Raw genomic sequence first — 16,661 nt, forward strand, 5'->3', positions numbered from 1 at the left:
GCAGAAACATGCACAACGGAACACTGCTCGCAGCTGTAGATCTGGGATCGAACAGCTTTCGCCTTGAAATCGGCCGCTTCGAGCACGGCCACATCCAGCGGATGGAATATCTCAAGGAAACCGTGCGCCTGGGCAATGGCCTTGACGAAGAGTTCAATCTGACGCGCGAGGCCATGCAGCGCGGCTGGGATTGCCTGGCGCGCTTTGGTGAACGACTGGCGGGCTTTGAGCGCGCCCAGGTGCGTGCCGTGGCAACCCAGACCCTTCGCGAGGCCCGCAACCGGGATGAATTTCTGGCGCGCGGCGGTGAAATTCTGGGTTACCCCATCGACGTGGTGTCTGGCCCTGAAGAAGCCCGGCTCATCTACCAGGGAGTTGCGCGCCTGCTGCCGCAGTCGGACGAACGCCGGCTGGTGGTGGACATTGGAGGTCGCTCCACCGAATTTATCCTGGGGCAGCAGTTCAGGCCCCACACTGTTGCGTCTTTCAGGGTGGGCAGCGTGGCGTGGTCCACGCGCTACTTTGCCGACGGCCAGTTCACGCGGCAGGCATTCCTGGCTGCAGAAATCGCGGCCAAGGCCGTGCTGGACGAGGCTCTAGGCACATTCCGACCCGACACCTGGGAGATTGCCTATGGGTCTTCGGGCACCGCTGGCGCGGTTGGCGACATCCTCGCTGCTGCGGGTGGCACCGAGGGCCTCATCACCGCAGAGGGACTTGACTGGCTGCAGGACCGCCTGCTGCGGTCACACCATGCAGACCGCGTTCGCCTGGAGGGACTCAAGGAAGACCGGCGGGCCGTGATTGGCGGGGGCATCAGTGTGTTGCGGGCGGTTTTCGATCTGCTCGAAATTCGACAGATGCACGTCGCGCAGGGCGCGTTGCGCCAGGGCGCGCTCTACGACTTGCTGGACCGCGAGCAGCCCGAGACCGACTTGCGAACCACCACGGTGAATGGCCTCATGCAGCGCTTCTCGGTGGACATGGCCCAGGCCGAACGGGTTGCCCGCGTGGCATCCGCCCTCTTCACCCAGGCCGCTCCCCTGAACAGCGAGCGCGCCGCACGCAAGCTCGAATGGGCAGCGCGCCTGCACGAGATCGGCGGCATCATTTCGCACAGCGAATACCACCGCCATGGCGCCTACATCCTCGACCACACCGATGCCGCCGGGTTTTCCGTGTCCGAACTGCACAGACTCGGCGCCTTGGTGCTGGGACAGCGGGGCAAAGTACGCAAGCTGGAAATCGAACTGATCAACGACGCTGGCTTTTCCCTGCAGTTGCTGAGCCTGCGCATAGCAGTTGCCCTCTGCCATGCCCGCCGCGACCCGGACGTGGAAGGCCTGTCTATGCGCGCAGCGGGCACGCGCCACACCATCAGCACCAGGCCGGGATGGGCTGCCGCCTACCCACAATCGGCCTACTTGCTACGCGAAGAGGTGGTGGCCTGGCAAAAAACGCCCTGGGAACTGGAACTCAATCTGGGGTGACTGGATGCAATAAACGGTATAAACTGTTTATACCGTTTATTCAATCATTCACCATGACCACTTCCAGCACCACCCCAAGCCAAAGCCCCACCCCAACTCCGGCTCAACCGTCATCCAAAGCAGCGGCAACGGGCACAGTTCCAGCGGTAGCTGCATCCAAGGTAAAGAAAGTGGCGGCAACCGAACCCAAGGCGGTTGCCAAAGTTCCAGCCAAAACTATCAAACGCGCCGCCGCCCCCACCACAGCAAAGGCAAAACCGGCTCCTGCACCGGTGTCGCCAGCCAAGGAGGCTCGTGCCAAAAAGCCCAAACTGGTCCGCGACAGTTTCACCATCCCCAAGGATGAGTACGCTGTCATCGAGACACTCAAGCAACGCGCGGACTCGCTCGCCCAACCCGCCAAGAAAAGCGAGCTGCTGCGCGCAGGGTTGAAGCTGCTGGCCGGACTGCCGGATGCGGCTTTGCGCACCGCCCTGCAGGCGGTACCGTCCATCAAGACGGGGCGGCCAAAGGCTGACGTTCCCGCCACAAAGACCGCGGGCAAGGCAGTCCGCAAGTAACGTGAGTTAGCCAGGGCCAAACGGCCCCGAGATTGCGGATCAGAGGAATTCGGGGGACTGCACCGTCATGAGCACGGTCTGGCAATGGTCCAGCCGCTGGCGCTGGCGAAGCCACCAGACGGCCCCCTTGCGCACGGCGCATTCGGGGGCCTGCAAACCCAGCAGGTGAGCAATGGTCTGCCCCAGAACCGGCTGGTGGCCAATGATCAGCACGGCACCACGGGCGCGCGGCCACTGGGCCAGCTCCAGCAAGTCCTCAACGGTTCCGCCGGGCAGCAGCTCAGCACGCATCTTGAACTTGCGCCCCAGAGCTCTGGCCGTCTGCTCGGTTCGGCGAGCCGGGCTGGCAAGTACTCGCAACCCATCAGGCAGTTGTCGGTCCAGCCACGCGGCCATACGTGCCGCCTGTTTCTCACCCCGCTGGGTGAGGGGGCGGGCCGTATCGTCCATTCCATCAGCCGCTTCCTCGGCTTCCGCATGACGCCAGAGGATGAGGTCCATCATGCCATTTCCTGATCGGGTCGCGCTGCGGGCACTGCGGCGCTGTAGCGCACCATCAGTGCATTCTGGGCGCCCCTGCCGGTGACAGGGTGGCGAGCCCGTTCATAAGTCCCATCCGCCTTGAGCGTCCAGGCGTCCTTGTCATCGTGAAGGTAGGCCACCAGGCATTCGTCCACGATCTGCTGGCGCAAAACGGGGTCGGTGACGGGCCAGGCAAGTTCCACCCGGCGCATCATGTTGCGGTTCATCCAGTCGGCACTGGACAGGTACAAGTCTTCATGGCCGCCTGAGCGGAAATAGAACACCCGTGTGTGCTCCAGAAAACGGCCAATCACCGAACGCACGCGGATGTTGTCGGTGATACCGGGCAACTGGGCCGGCAACATGCAGGCGCCCCGCACGATGAGGTCAATTCGAGCCCCCCGCTGCCCGGCAAGGATCAGTGCACGGATCAATCCTTCGTCGGTCAGGGCATTCATCTTCGCGACAATGCGCGCGTCTTCACCGCGGCTGGCCGCCAGCCCCACCTGCTCAATTTTTTCCAGCATGCGCCGGTGCAGGTGAAACGGCGCCAGCAGCAACCTGCGCAATTTGGGGGGGCGATTCTGGCTGGCCAGATGGTTGAAAACACCGTCCATGTCTGCGGTGGTTTCCTCATCCGCGGTGAGATAGCTCAGGTCGGTATACAGGCGCGCCGTACGCATGTTGTAGTTGCCTGTGGACAGGTGCCCATAGCGGCGAAGCTGGCGACCTTCCCTTCGGGTGACCAGCAGCATCTTGGCGTGTGTCTTGAGCCCCACTACACCGTAAACCACCTGAGCACCAATGGATTCAAGCGCTTCGGCCCAGTTGATGTTGGCCTCTTCATCAAAGCGAGCCTTGAGCTCCACCACGGCCATGACCTCCTTGCCGCGGCGCACTGCCTCGGTCAACAGATCCATGAGTTCGGAGTCCGAACCGGTGCGGTAAATGGTCTGCTTGATCACCAGAACCTGGGGGTCATTGACCGCCTCGCGCAGAAAGGCCAGCAAGCCGTCAAAGCTCTCGAACGGCTGGTGCATCAAGATGTCGCGGTGACGCAATTGCTCCAGGATGGAAACACCCGGCTGCATCTGCCGCGGCCACACGGAACGCCAGGGGGGAAACAGCAGAGCGGGCTCGTTGACCAGATCCACCAGCTGGGTCAGTCGCACCAGGTTGACGGGGCCACTGACGCGGTAGAGCGCGGCGCCGGGCAATTCAAACTGCTCGAGCAAGAAATCCGAAAGAAACACCGAACAGCCCGCAGACACTTCCAGCCGCACTGCCTGGCCATAGTGGCGGTGCTGCAAACCCTGGCGCAGGGCTGTTCTCAGGTTGCGGACATCTTCTTCGTCGAGGGCAAGATCGGAGTGGCGGGTCACGCGAAACTGCGAAAACTCGGTGACCTCCCGCCCAGGAAACAGGTCGTGCAGATGCGCCCGCACGATGCTGGAGAGACTCACAAACAATGCTTCCTTGGGCGCAACCTTGGCCGGCATGCGCACAAGCCTCGGCAAGGCACGAGGAACCTTGACGATGGCAATTTCGTTTTCGCGCCCAAACGCGTCGCGCCCCTTCAGGCGCACGATGAAATTCAATGATTTGTTGGCGACCTGCGGAAATGGATGGGCCGGATCCAGCCCCACAGGAATGAGCAGCGGTCGCACCTCGCGCATGAAATAGTCGTGCACCCAGCGTTTCTGCACGTCCGAGCGGTCACCATGCGCAACAATGCGAATGCCATGCGCTGCAAAAGCCGGAACCAGCGAGTCGTTGTACAGCGCGTATTGCCGCGCCACAAGATCGTGCGCCTGGGCTGACAGGGCTTCGAAAGATGCTTCGGTGTAAAGACCCTTGGTCTCCCCGCTTTTCGCTGCGGTGATGTGCGGCGCAGCCCTTACCTCAAAGAACTCGTCCAGGTTGGAAGAGACAATGCAAAGATAGCGCAAGCGCTCAAGCAGCGGGACATCGGTCCGTACCGCCCAGTCAAACACGCGCTCATTGAACGCCAGAATGCTGTGGTCCCTGTCCAGGAGCGCCACGTCCGTTTGCGCCGCTGTCTGTGCGGCGGGCCGTCGATCTGGCGTGTTAGCCGCCCCGGCACCTGCCACCACGACTGGCAGATTGAAACTCGGAGAGGCCGCGACAGCTTCATGGGACGGTGGAGACATGGGCGCGCAATCAGGGGTTGTACAAAACCATCCCAGTATTTAACACCCAGATGACAATGGCGTGACACCCTATATGACAGACACAAGACGCTTGGGACTGTCTGACCGCGCCGGCACAAGATGCTGAACAAAGAGCTTCGTCGCCCTGGCCCATGTGAAGTCCAGCGCCCGCCGACGGGCCTCGTGGCGCGGCACAGCCAACGCAGCCTGGCATGCCGAGAGCAAGTCGGCGTGTAATACACCGCCCCGGGCTCCATGTGACTCCAACGCACCGAGCACCTCCAAGGGACCATCCACTGGAAACGCTGCCACGGGCGTGCCACAGGACATCGCCTCCAACATGACCAGTCCAAAGGTTTCCGACCTGCTGGGAAACACGAACACATCCGCAGCCGCATACAGCGCTGCAAGGGATTGCCGATCCAGCACCCCATCCAGCGCACCTCGGGATAACGCTCCTTCAACCGCTGCTCCAGCGGACCCACACCACACACAATCTTGGTGCCTGGCATCTTTATCTGCAGGAAAGACTCAATGTTCTTTTCATACGAAATTCGCCCTACATAGAGGCTCACTGGATGCGCCAGTGCGCCGACCAGAGGGCTGGGTGTAGCCTCCCCATGAAAGGGGAACGCCTGCGTATCCACACCATGCGTCCACTGGCGCAAATTGCCAAAGCCGCGGTGCTCCAGCATCTTTAGGACCCCTTGCGTGGGCACCATGATTCCCGAGGATGGGCGATGGAAATGCCGGAACAACGCATAGCCCCACGCCAGCGGGATACGCAAGGCGGCATTCAGTATTTCAGGAAATCGGGTGTGAAATGCCGTGGTGAAAGCCAGCTTGTGACGCAGGCAGTAACGACGCGCAGCCCAGCCAAGGGGGCCCTCCGTGGCAAGATGGATAGCGTCCGGCTGGAGAGCATCCATGGCGCGCCCCAGGGGCCCTGCCGGTCGCACTGCAAGGTCGATACCCTGATACCCAGGGCAAGGGCGGGTTTGAAACTGGCCGGGGTGGATGACATGAACATCATGCCCGAGACGCTCCAGCTGCTGGACCAATTCCGTGAGTGTCGTCACCACCCCGTTCACTTGCGGATGCCATGCATCCGTCACCAACGCAATCTTCATGCCGTCATTTCCGAAACCAGGGCTGCAGACGGCACCTCGCGCCGGGCTGGCCATTGCAGCAACTCCAATCGACCGTCCAGATGCTCGACCAGCGCGGTGCGGCTCTCGACCCAGTCACCATCGTTGCAATACAGAATGCCTTCGATCTCGCGCATTTCTGCGCGGTGGATATGTCCGCAGACCACGCCCTGGTGTCCACGCCGGCGTGCCTCCGCCGCAACGGCCACCTCGAAATCCGTCACGTAATTGAGGGCCTTTTTGACTTTGCCTTTGAGGTAAGCAGACAAGGACCAATACGGCAAACCCATGCGCGCGCGCATGGAATTGAGATACCTATTGAGCTTGAGCGTGAACTCGTACAGGTTATCGCCCAGATAGGCCAGCCACTTGGCACACTGGATGACACCATCAAAGTAATCACCATGGGTCACCCAAAGCTGTCGACCATCGACGGTCAGGTGCACCGCTTCTTCAACCACCTCGATGCCCCCAAATGAATGACCCACGAACGCGCGGGCGAATTCGTCGTGGTTACCCGGGACGAACACCACGCGGCACCCCTTGCGGGCGCTGCGCAATAGTTTCTGCACTACATCGTTATGCGCTTGCGGCCAGAACCATCTGCGACGCAGCTGCCACCCGTCCACGATATCCCCCACGAGATAAAGCGTTTCACAAGGGTGGTGCTTCAGGAAATCCAGCAGGGCCGTTGCCTGGCAGCCTGGCGTTCCGAGGTGCAGATCGGAAATGAACACTGCCCGAAAACGATGCGGCTCGGACACATGCAAATCACCCGCATTGCAGGCGACATCCGCTGCCCCCAGGGCATTGCCCCAAGGCCCCAAGGCGTCGAACGCCGCACGCATCAGGCCCCCAGAAAATGCTTGCGGTAGCGCGAGGGCAGGTCGGCAATGCGCATCAGCATCGGAAGGTCGGCGGTATTGAAATCCGGATCCCAGGCCGGCGCCCCCAGAACCCGGGCACCCAGGCGCAAGTAGCCCTTGATCAAGGCGGGCGGCTCAATCAGCAAGGTTCCGTCGAGTTGCTCCACCGGCAATGGCAACCGGGGCCGTACATGAAAATCAATGGGCGCCATATGGGTCTGGCGCAACTGGTGCCAGATGCTGGCTGCGGCATCGCCACTTACCACGCCGTTGTGCAGCATCGGAATGCTGGCGCAGCCAATCATGGTGTCGAGCTGATTGCGGACCATGAAATCTGCCAGAGCCCCCCACAGCGCCAGGATGACACCCCCATGGCGGTGATCCGGATGCACGCAACTGCGGCCCAGCTCGACCATACGGGGCCGCAAACTGCGCAACCGGGTCAGATCAAATTCGTTATCGCTGTAGGTGCCCCCTACCCGCTTGGCTTGCGCTGGGGTGAGCACCCGATAGGTGCCGATCACTTGTTGACTTGGTACATCACGCACCAGGAGATGCTCACAATAGTCGTCAAACAGATCGACATCATGGCCGGGTATGGTCGTTGACAGTCGCGCACCCATCTCGGCTGCAAAGACATCGAATCGCAACCGCTGTGCCTGACGTACTTCATCAAGATGGCGCGCCCAACCCACTTGAACATTGCCCTGCACCAGCATCTGTGCCGACGGTGCAACGCCGCTGCCCTCACCTTCTGTGCGCCCATGTGCCCGGGCAGGGAGTGAAGCGGATAACGGCGGCAGGTTGGCTAACTCATTCATGGGACGACTCCTAGCGGCGGGAAGGTGCTTTCTCCGGAAATCGCTACCCGTTGACAGGCATCGCTTCCTTCCCAGGCAGTGTGGAAGCCTCCCGTGACAGCGCCATGTCTCTGTCATGTCGAATTCATGACGCACTGCACGATTGATCCAGGGCTGCGCCTCATTCTTTTTGGCGACAAGGCCGCGTGGAAGTCCAGTAGGTCTTTCGCCGCTCAGGGATGGCCTGCATAACCCTCGCGAGTCGGTGGTAGTGCGGATCGGGATGGGCCACAAGGCGTCTTTTTGCGGCCAACGGCTCGGCAATTGGCAAGAAAAGCACCGCAGTGAACCGCCCAAGGCCGCGCTATCACAGACCGCTGGGAGTTATGCAGGCCATCCTTAGATGACGCAGCAGTGCACAGCGAAGCATCGCGCGCGCCGTTCAGACGATCTGCATCTACCTGCGATGAAGGACAAACGCGAGATGTTCATGATCTCGCCTCCAGAGGCGACTACTTCCCTCCGAGAAATCGCCTCCAGGCTTTCCCGCCATACCGAGCAGCAAAGGCTCAGCCCGCGCGCGCCGCATCGGCCAACCGCTGTGCGCAGGCACTGGCCATCTGCGCATCCCGCGCCTCCACCATCACCCGCAGCAAAGGCTCCGTGCCGCTGGCACGGATCAGGACGCGCCCTGTGGAACCGAGCTCCTGTTCAACGGCTTGGGTCGTTTGTGTCAGCAGCTTGTTGGATTTCCAGTCCTGCCCCGGCGGGAGGCGGACATTGAGCAGCACCTGCGGGTAGAGCACAACGTCTGCCAGCAGTTGTGCCATGGTTTGTCCACTGCGCACGCACGCCTGCAGCACCTGCAAGGCACTGACGATCCCGTCACCCGTCGTGTGGCGGTCCAGCGCCAGCAAATGCCCCGAACCCTCGCCCCCCAGCACCCAGTGGTGGCGCGCCAGCTCCTCCAACACGTAGCGGTCGCCCACGCGTGCCCGCACCAGCTTCACGCCGCGTGCGTGCAATGCGACCTCGACCGCCATATTGGTCATCAGGGTCCCCACAACGCCAGGCACATGTTCATCGCGTCCCATGCGGTCGGCCGCCATGAGGTAGAGCAACTCGTCACCGTTGTAGAGGCGCCCTGTGGCATCCACCATCTGCAGGCGGTCGGCATCGCCATCCAGCGCAATGCCATAGTCGGCATGGTTTGCGCGCACCGCCCGGACCAGTGCGTCGGGATGGGTGGCGCCGACCTCGTGGTTGATATTGAGACCGTCGGGTGCACACCCAATGGCCAGCACCTCAGCGCCGAGTTCATGGAACACCTTGGGCGCAACCTGGTAGGCAGCGCCATGGGCTGCATCCACAACGATCTTGACACCGCGCAAAGACAGTGCGTGAGGGACCGTGCTCTTGCAAAACTCGATGTAGCGGCCCGCTGCATCGTCGAGTCGGCGGGCCTTGCCCAGCGTGGCGGAATCAGCCCACGTCGGGGGCTCATCCAGCGCCGCTTCAACCGCCAGCTCCCAGGCATCTGGCAGCTTGGTGCCCTGTGCGCTGAAGAATTTGATGCCATTGTCCGGATACGCGTTGTGGCTGGCACTGATGACCACCCCCAGGCTGGCGCGCTGCGCCCGTGTCAGGTAAGCCACGCCGGGTGTGGGCAACGGGCCCAGCAGCACCACATCCACACCTGCCGAGTTGAAGCCCGACTCCAGCGCGCTTTCCAGCATGTAGCCCGAAATACGCGTGTCCTTGCCGATCAGCACCGTGGGGCGCTCTTCGGTCTGCTTCAGTACGCGACCGACAGCATGCGCCAGGCGCAACACAAAGTCAGGGGTGATGGGTGTCTGTCCGACGGTGCCGCGAATGCCGTCGGTACCAAAGTATTTCTGAGTCATGAAAATCGGCTTTTCGCTGTTGTGTTGTGCGGATTCGAGTCTAGCGCACGCCACAGCGGCTGCCTTGCGGGGCCTGCAACAGCAACAGAAAGCCCCGCGATGCCGTTGCTGGCCCCACGGGCGCTCGAACAAAGGCTATGCAGCCCCCGCCCGACCCGACTCCATGGCGCGCCAGACCGCGAGGGCCTGTACCGTTTCGCGCACGTCATGCACGCGCACAATGCGCGCACCGCGCTCCACTGCAAGCAGCGCAGCGGCCACGCTGGGCTGCAGCCGCTGATCCACATCCAGCCCCGTGACAGTGCCCAGCGATGATTTGCGCGACCAGCCGGCCAGCACGGGATAGCCCAGCGCCAGCAGTTCGCGCTGGCGCGCCAGCAGGGCGAAGTTCTGTGCCACGGTTTTGCCAAAGCCAATGCCCGGGTCCAGAACAATACGGGTCTTTTCGACCCCTAGCGCCTGCAGGGATTGCGCTGACAGCTCCAAAAACGATAGCACCTGCGGTAATACATCACCCGCCATGGGCGCTACCTGCATGGTTTGCGGGTCGCCGTGCATGTGCATCAGACACACACCGCAGCGCGGGTGCCGCGCCACCACCTGCGCTGCGCCGGGTTGGCGCAAAGCCCAGATATCGTTGACGATGTCAGCTCCCAGGTCGAGCACTGCCTGCATGACCTCGGGCTTATAGGTATCCACTGAAATCGGCACGCCCAAATCCACCGCACTGCGCACCAGGGGCAGCACACGCGCCAGCTCCTCTTCCAGGCCCACGGCCGGGCTGCCCGGGCGGGTGGACTCGCCGCCGATGTCGAGGATATCGGCACCGTCCTTCAAAAGCTGCTCGCAGTGGCGCAGCGCCGCCGTGGTCGAGCCATGCCGCCCTCCGTCGGAGAAAGAGTCCGGCGTCACGTTGACGATGCCCATGGTGTGCGGGCGCGTCAGGTCGAGGGCGAAGCGGGAGGTTTGCCAGAGCATGGGCATCAATGAAAAAGATGAGAAAACAAAAAACGGGGCTGCGAGCCCCGTCTTTCCGTGGTGAAGGCGCGCCGGGCGTCAGGCGACGGTCGGGGCGGGCTCCGTGGCAACGGCGGGCGACCCACCGCTCGGGCCATCACCCGAGGACGGAGGCGTGCGCGGCGTCCAGTCCTTGGGTGGACGAGGTGCCTTGCCGGCCATGATGTCGTCGAGCTGGTCGGTGTCGATGGTTTCCCATTCCAGCAAGGCCTTGGCCATGGCATGCATCTTGTCGCTGTTCTCTTCGATCAGGCGGCGTGCCAGGTTGTATTGCTCATCGATGATCCGGCGCACTTCCATGTCCACCTTTTCCATGGTCTGCTCGCTCATGGTAGTGGTCTTGGTCACCGAGCGGCCCAGGAACACTTCGCCTTCGTTCTCTGCATAGACCATAGGCCCCAGGGCATCGGTCATGCCATAGCGGGTCACCATGTCGCGGGCAATGTGCGTGGCACGCTCGAAGTCGTTGCTTGCACCGGTGGTCATCTGGTTCATGAACACTTCTTCGGCAATTCGGCCACCGAACAACATGCTGATCTGGTTGAGCATGTACTCGCGGTCGTAGCTGTAGCGGTCTTGTGCAGGCAGGCTCATCGTCACGCCCAGGGCACGGCCGCGGGGAATGATGGTGACCTTGTGCACCGGATCGCACTTGGGCAGCAGCTTGCCGATCAGCGCGTGGCCCGACTCGTGGTAGGCCGTGTTGCGGCGCTCTTCCTCGGGCATGACCATGCTCTTGCGCTCGGGGCCCATCAGGATCTTGTCCTTGGCCTTCTCGAAGTCCTGCATCTCCACGGTGCGCGCATTGCGGCGCGCCGCCATCAGGGCGGCTTCGTTACACAGGTTGGCAAGATCAGCGCCACTCATGCCAGGCGTGCCACGGGCGATGATGCCGGGGGCCACATCCTGGCCGATCGGGATCTTGCGCATGTGCACGTTCAGGATCTGCTCGCGACCACGGATGTCCGGCAGCGTCACATACACCTGGCGGTCAAAGCGGCCGGGGCGCAGCAAGGCGGCGTCGAGGATGTCGGGGCGGTTGGTGGCGGCCACCACGATCACGCCCAGGTTGGTCTCGAAGCCATCCATCTCGACCAGCATCTGGTTGAGGGTCTGTTCACGCTCGTCGTTGCCGCCGCCCAGGCCAGCGCCACGCTGGCGGCCCACGGCGTCGATTTCATCGATGAAGATGATGCACGGGGCGTTCTTCTTGGCATTGTCAAACATGTCGCGCACGCGGGCCGCGCCCACGCCAACAAACATTTCCACAAAGTCGGAACCCGAAATGCTGAAGAACGGCACCTTGGCTTCACCCGCAATGGACTTTGCCAGCAAGGTCTTACCGGTGCCCGGCGGTCCGACCAGCAGCAGGCCACGGGGGATGCGGCCGCCGAGTTTCTGGAATTTCTGCGGGTCTTTCAGGAAATCCACGACTTCCTTGACTTCTTCCTTGGCTTCATCGCAGCCAGCCACATCGGCGAACGTGACCTGGTTGGTGTTTTCATCCAGCATGCGCGCCTTGCTCTTGCCAAAGCTAAAGGCCCCGCCCTTGCCTCCGCCCTGCATCTGCCGCATGAAATACACCCACACGCCAATCAGTAGCAGCATGGGACCCCAGCTGACCAGCAGGGTCATGAGCAAAGATCCTTCTTCGCGGGGCTTGACGTCGAACTTGACGTTGTTGTTGATCAGATCGCCAACAAGGCCGCGGTCAAGGTAGGTGGCGGTAGTGCGGATCTTGCGGTCATCATTGGTGACTGCAACGATCTCGGTGCCGCCCTGGCCTTCCTGGATGGTGGCACTCTTGATGCGATTGCTTCGGACTTCCTCCAGGAACTCCGAATAGCCGACATGACCGGCACTCGCGCCGGTGCGTGTGTCGAACTGTTTGAACACAGTGAACAGCACCATGGCGATGACGAGCCACACGGCAATTTTTGAAAACCACTGATTGTTCAAGCAGGACTCCAGTCGCGGGAAAAAACGGTCACAAAGCCGTCACGGCTTACGTGCGGCCCATTTTAGGTGTTTCAAGCGTCGGGGCCAGCTTATTTCCCCCAGCCGCCCATGGACTCAACACGGACTTTTACGCCGGGTTAAGCAAACCACGACCCAAAACCCTGCCTTTCACGCAGCATTTTTGAGACCCATGCCCACCAGAAAAGTTTCGGAGGACTTGTCACGCGATGCCTTGGGCTTGAGCGGCTTAACGGTTTTGAAGCTGCGTTTGAACAGTGCCACCAGCTCGCCATAGCCGCTGCCATGAAACAGCTTGACCACCAGCGCGCCCTCAGGCTTCAGGTGCTGGCAGGCGAAATCCACGGCAAGCTCCACCAGATGCGCAATGCGCGCCGTATCGGCAGACTCGATGCCGGACAGGTTCGGCGCCATGTCGGACACCACCACATCCACCGCGCGTCCCTGCAATGCATCTTCCAGTTGCTGCAACACCTCGGGCTCCCGGAAGTCGCCGAGCAGGAAGGTCACCCCCTCGACCGGCTCCATGGGCAAAATATCCAGCGCAATAATGCAGCCATTGAGTTGCCCGGCCGCTGCCCCTGCAGGCGACAGGCGCCGGCGCACATACTGGCTCCATGCGCCGGGGTAGAACCCAGATCCACCACCGTATGGCCCGGCTTGATCAGTCCGAGCTGCTCGTCGATTTCCTTGAGCTTGTAGGCCGCGCGCGCCCGATAGCCCTCTTTCTGGGCCAGTTTGACGTAGGTGTCATTGACATGGTCGTTCAACCACGCCTTGTTGACCTTCTTGCTTTGGGTTTTAACTTTCATACAGCCCCATTGTCTCTCGACAACCGATTCCACCGATTTTGTCGAAGGTTCATTTTGCGCAGCGAAGTGAAGGAGCACCGCAACGGGCCGCAGACATAATACGGCCATGCCCCAAATTCAACTGACTCCCGCAGAGCGCCGGGAACACCGCGCTAATGCCCACCACCTCGACCCCGTAGTCCTCGTAGGTGGAGATGGCCTGACCCCCGCGGTTCAAAAAGAAATTGACGCCGCCTTGAACGCCCACGGGCTAATCAAGGTGCGTATCTTCAACGACGACCGGACCGCACGCGAACTGATTTACCAGCAGCTCGCCGCTGACCTGAATGCCGCCCCCATCCAGCACATTGGCAAACTCCTGGTGCTCTGGCGCCCCCAGCCAGCCAAAGAACGCACCCCCGACGAAGACCGCATGCCCGGCCCGCGCGATGTCAAGGTGCTGAAATACAGCAAGCGCGGCGGCCAGCGCCCCGAAATCAAGCAGCTGCGCGTGCTGGGCAACCAGCGCCTCACGCCCGGCGGGCAGATCAAGCGGGCCAAGAAGCCCAAGCTCAAGTCGATCAAGAAGCGCCAGGCTGACTGATCCATGAGCACAGCCTTGCCACAAACGGCGCACGGGCGCCATGTGATCTGCATGAAATGGGGTACCAAATATGGCCCCGAATACGTCAACCGGCTCTACGCCATGGTGCACCGCCACCTCAGCGGTCCGTTCCATTTCGTTTGCCTCACCGACGACGCCACGGGCATCCGCCCTGAAGTGCAGTGCCTGCCGATTCCACCACTCAACCTGCAATTGGCGCCGGGCCAGCGTGACGGCGCATGGCAAAAGCTCACTACCTTCGAGGCCGACCTGCACGGCCTGCGCGGCACCGCCCTCTTCCTCGATCTCGACGTTGTTGTCGTTGGCCCGATTGACGCCTTCTTCGAGTGGCCGGGCGAATTTCTGATCATCCACGACTATCCGCGTTTTTGGCGTTTCGGCCAGCGAATCACAGGCAACTCTTCGGTATATCGCTTTGAGTTGGGCGCGCATGCCGATGTGCTCGCCTACTTTCGCGCACACATGGACGAGGTGCGGGCCGGCTATCGCAATGAACAGGCCTTTCTGTCAAGGTTTCTCCACGCGCAGGGCAAGCTCTCGTACTGGCCCGACGGATGGTGCCCCAGTTTCAAATACCACGGCATTCCTGCGTGGCCGACCAACTACTGGCGCGAACCCTATGTTCCAGAGGGCGCGCGCATCATGATTTTTCATGGTGAATGCAACCCTCCCGATGCGCTTGCGGGCCGGCGCAACAAGCGCTTTCGCTTCATCCAGCCGGCGCGCTGGGTGGCTCGCCACTGGCACGAGTAGGCTCGGTCCGGCGGCGAGCGCTTAGGGCGTATTCGGGCGCTTTGCCCCTTCTGCTCCATCCAAACCGTACAGGGGGCGGCCCACCAGCCGCGTGAGGATCGCCAGTGGGCTGGCAGATGGGTCGTAGGCATGGCCTGGCGGCAGATGCAAGGTCTGCTCGAGCATGTATTGGCCTGACATGACTGCGTGCGAGGCCTGATCCGAAAAGCACACCCACACCGATCCTGCGGGGAACGCCACAGTCTCCTGCGAGCTGTGCCGCTGGAAATCCATGTCGCTCTTCATGCCATCGTGCAGCTGCAGCATCAGGTGATCGTACTCACTGCGCAAAGACTTGGTCACACGCAGCTTTTCCAGCAGCGTGGCCTGCCATGGCACATAGGGCTTGGCCTTAGGCAGAAATTTGCGCGCCACCGTCTCGAAAGGTTCACCCACCCGCCATACACGGTCGGCACCATCGGGGTTGATGTTGGCAAACACCCGCAAAATGCGCTCTCCATAGTTGGGGCGGGACGGGAAGGCATCGACATGCAGGCGCCGATCATCAGCGCGCCAGGACTGCGTGCGGGTCTCCACCTGCGTCGGCCGGTAGCTGGTAGGTGCCAGCCGCAGCGCGGAAACATAAAACGGCAGCAGAGCCGCTATCAGTGCCGACGCCTGCTCGCGAAAGCGGGCAATCATGGCCTCCAGTGCCGCCTGCGTGGCGGCATCGCCCACTGCACCTTTGAGACTGCCGTCGACGTTGAGGCTGATATTGCGCACACCAGGGTCGCGGATGTCGGGCCGCAGCAAGGCCCGCTCCTCGGGCTGCAACTGGAAACCGAGGTTCGGAAAGAACAATACCTTGCCAGCCTCCAGCGCTGCGCGCCAGGCATCATTGCCCTGGACGGTGTGCCATTCATCGTTGTCGATACGGACGATCTGGGATTCCATTGCCATTGACTCCTTGGCCCGCAGGCCCCATGGTTCAGTCGACGAACCGCCTGCCCGTCGTTATCCACAGCGTAATGCCTGCGCACAGCCATTGCACAAGGTACATGCCGCTGCCCACAGCGTGCCAGACGCGCAGATTTTCGCGCGCCACGATGCGTGGCGCCACGCCGAACTGGGCCAGCAATGCCAACAACAGCCCACCAACTAAAAAAACCATAGCTGCTTGCGCCCATGAATATTGGGCTACCTCACCTTTTGGCCTTGAAATCAGAAGCAGCAGCACACAACAAGTTACCGTCACCCAGGTCTGGGCTGCAAACAGCCGTGCCGCCATTCCCCCCGCCAGTGCAGGGGTTGGCAAATGGGCAAACAATAGCGGAACCACCAGCAGCCCGATCGTCGTGAGACTGCCCCACCAGAGGGCGGCCAAAAGCGTGGGAAGACGGGTGAGCATGGCGCTTTGGGTCACAGGTAGCTGACGGCCACCACTTCATAGCGGCGGATTCCGCCCGGCGCCTGCACTTCCGCCGTGTCGCCCTCTTCCTTGCCAATCAAAGCCCGGGCGATCGGACTGGATATGTTGATCAGGCCGTGTTTCAGATCGGCCTCGTCCTCGCCCACGATCTGGTATTTCACCGTGTCGCCGGATTCTTCATCTTCCAGCTCGACCGTGGCCCCAAAGACCACTTTGCCACCGCCGTCCACGGCGCTGGGGTCGATGACCTGCGCCACCGAGAGCTTGCCCTCGATCTCCTGAATGCGGCCCTCGATGAACCCCTGGCGGTCCTTGGCTGCGTCGTAGTCGGCGTTTTCGCTGAGGTCGCCCTGCGCACGCGCTTCGGCGATCGCCGTGATCACGGCGGGCCGCTCGACGGTCTTGAGGCGATGCAGCTCTGCCTTGAGCATTTCAGCGCCGCGCTTGGTAATGGGAATGGTGGCCATTCTGTTGAGTCTCCATCAATCAAAACGGTGACGCCGCACAGCAGCCCCACCGGTCAGTCACCAGACATTGCCACGGAATTTCCATGCCACTGCCATTGGCGACCCTACAAAAGGAAACCGCCGCACGTTGCCGCGCGGCGGTGTCTGGTCAGCGGCAGATTA

At 61.8% G+C, this 16,661-nt stretch carries 14 protein-coding genes and 2 pseudogenes; 4 read left to right on the top strand and 12 right to left on the bottom strand.

Going from position 1 to position 16,661, the window contains the following annotated elements; translation table 11 throughout:
• The first annotated feature begins 8 nt into the window (after positions 1-8).
• Positions 9-1,490 (top strand): Ppx/GppA phosphatase family protein, encoded by a 1,482-nt coding sequence (locus CBP34_RS12785; RefSeq protein ID WP_086912809.1) that lies wholly within the window; start codon positions 9-11, stop codon positions 1,488-1,490.
• A 53-nt stretch (positions 1,491-1,543) separates the two neighbouring features.
• Positions 1,544-2,050 (top strand): hypothetical protein, encoded by a 507-nt coding sequence (locus CBP34_RS12790; RefSeq protein ID WP_236748419.1) that lies wholly within the window; start codon positions 1,544-1,546, stop codon positions 2,048-2,050.
• A 39-nt stretch (positions 2,051-2,089) separates the two neighbouring features.
• On the opposite strand, the gene sixA is transcribed toward CBP34_RS12790, so the two are convergent.
• The 9 genes and pseudogenes from sixA to CBP34_RS12835 form a co-directional block, all read right to left on the bottom strand.
• Positions 2,090-2,554 (bottom strand): phosphohistidine phosphatase SixA, encoded by a 465-nt coding sequence (gene sixA / locus CBP34_RS12795; RefSeq protein ID WP_086912810.1) that lies wholly within the window; start codon positions 2,552-2,554, stop codon positions 2,090-2,092.
• A complete protein-coding gene (ppk1, locus tag CBP34_RS12800) occupies positions 2,551-4,743 on the bottom strand; it encodes a polyphosphate kinase 1 (protein WP_418134672.1) in 2,193 nt (730 codons plus the stop codon). Before ppk1 ends, sixA begins: the two co-directional genes overlap by 4 nt.
• 69 nt (positions 4,744-4,812) lie before the next feature.
• A pseudogene (locus tag CBP34_RS12805) lies at positions 4,813-5,873 on the bottom strand (glycosyltransferase family 4 protein).
• Positions 5,870-6,739, bottom strand: coding sequence for a UDP-2,3-diacylglucosamine diphosphatase (locus tag CBP34_RS12810; RefSeq protein ID WP_094098262.1), 870 nt, complete (start codon positions 6,737-6,739; stop codon positions 5,870-5,872). The pseudogene CBP34_RS12805 and the gene CBP34_RS12810 overlap by 4 nt, the downstream one beginning before the upstream one ends.
• Positions 6,739-7,578, bottom strand: coding sequence for a GNAT family N-acetyltransferase (locus tag CBP34_RS12815; RefSeq protein ID WP_094098263.1), 840 nt, complete (start codon positions 7,576-7,578; stop codon positions 6,739-6,741). The genes CBP34_RS12810 and CBP34_RS12815 overlap by 1 nt, the downstream gene beginning before the upstream one ends.
• 548 nt (positions 7,579-8,126) lie before the next feature.
• A complete protein-coding gene (glmM, locus tag CBP34_RS12820; RefSeq protein ID WP_094098264.1) occupies positions 8,127-9,461 on the bottom strand; it encodes a phosphoglucosamine mutase in 1,335 nt (444 codons plus the stop codon).
• A gap of 135 nt (positions 9,462-9,596) precedes the next feature.
• Positions 9,597-10,439, bottom strand: coding sequence for a dihydropteroate synthase (folP, locus tag CBP34_RS12825; protein ID WP_094099174.1), 843 nt, complete (start codon positions 10,437-10,439; stop codon positions 9,597-9,599).
• 78 nt (positions 10,440-10,517) lie between these two features.
• Entirely contained in the window at positions 10,518-12,437 is a 1,920-nt protein-coding gene (ftsH, locus tag CBP34_RS12830; protein WP_086912816.1) for an ATP-dependent zinc metalloprotease FtsH, read from the bottom strand.
• 168 nt (positions 12,438-12,605) lie between these two features.
• Positions 12,606-13,267: pseudogene (locus tag CBP34_RS12835) on the bottom strand (RlmE family RNA methyltransferase).
• Positions 13,268-13,373: 106 nt separating this feature from the next.
• Between CBP34_RS12835 and CBP34_RS12840 the strand changes: the two are divergent.
• Entirely contained in the window at positions 13,374-13,850 is a 477-nt protein-coding gene (locus CBP34_RS12840; RefSeq protein WP_094098265.1) for a YhbY family RNA-binding protein, read from the top strand.
• A gap of 3 nt (positions 13,851-13,853) precedes the next feature.
• Positions 13,854-14,624, top strand: coding sequence for a glycosyltransferase (locus tag CBP34_RS12845; protein WP_094098266.1), 771 nt, complete (start codon positions 13,854-13,856; stop codon positions 14,622-14,624).
• Between the two features lie 21 nt (positions 14,625-14,645).
• Here the strand turns inward: CBP34_RS12845 and CBP34_RS12850 are convergent, their stop codons facing one another.
• Genes CBP34_RS12850 through greA form a run of 3 tightly spaced genes read right to left on the bottom strand, consistent with a single transcriptional unit; the run spans position 14,646 to position 16,499 of the window.
• The gene (locus CBP34_RS12850) at positions 14,646-15,557 is read right to left on the bottom strand and encodes a Kdo hydroxylase family protein (RefSeq protein WP_094098267.1); all 912 of its coding nucleotides are present in this window, start codon (positions 15,555-15,557) and stop codon (positions 14,646-14,648) included.
• 34 nt (positions 15,558-15,591) lie between these two features.
• Positions 15,592-16,011: a DUF4149 domain-containing protein gene (locus CBP34_RS12855; protein ID WP_094099175.1), complete on the bottom strand. Its 420-nt coding sequence runs from the start codon at positions 16,009-16,011 to the stop codon at positions 15,592-15,594.
• 11 nt (positions 16,012-16,022) lie between these two features.
• A complete protein-coding gene (gene greA, locus CBP34_RS12860; protein WP_094098268.1) occupies positions 16,023-16,499 on the bottom strand; it encodes a transcription elongation factor GreA in 477 nt (158 codons plus the stop codon).
• Between the last annotated feature and the right edge of the window lie 162 nt (positions 16,500-16,661).

Source organism: Acidovorax carolinensis, from assembly GCF_002157145.1.
Lineage (GTDB): Bacteria > Pseudomonadota > Gammaproteobacteria > Burkholderiales > Burkholderiaceae_C > Acidovorax > Acidovorax carolinensis.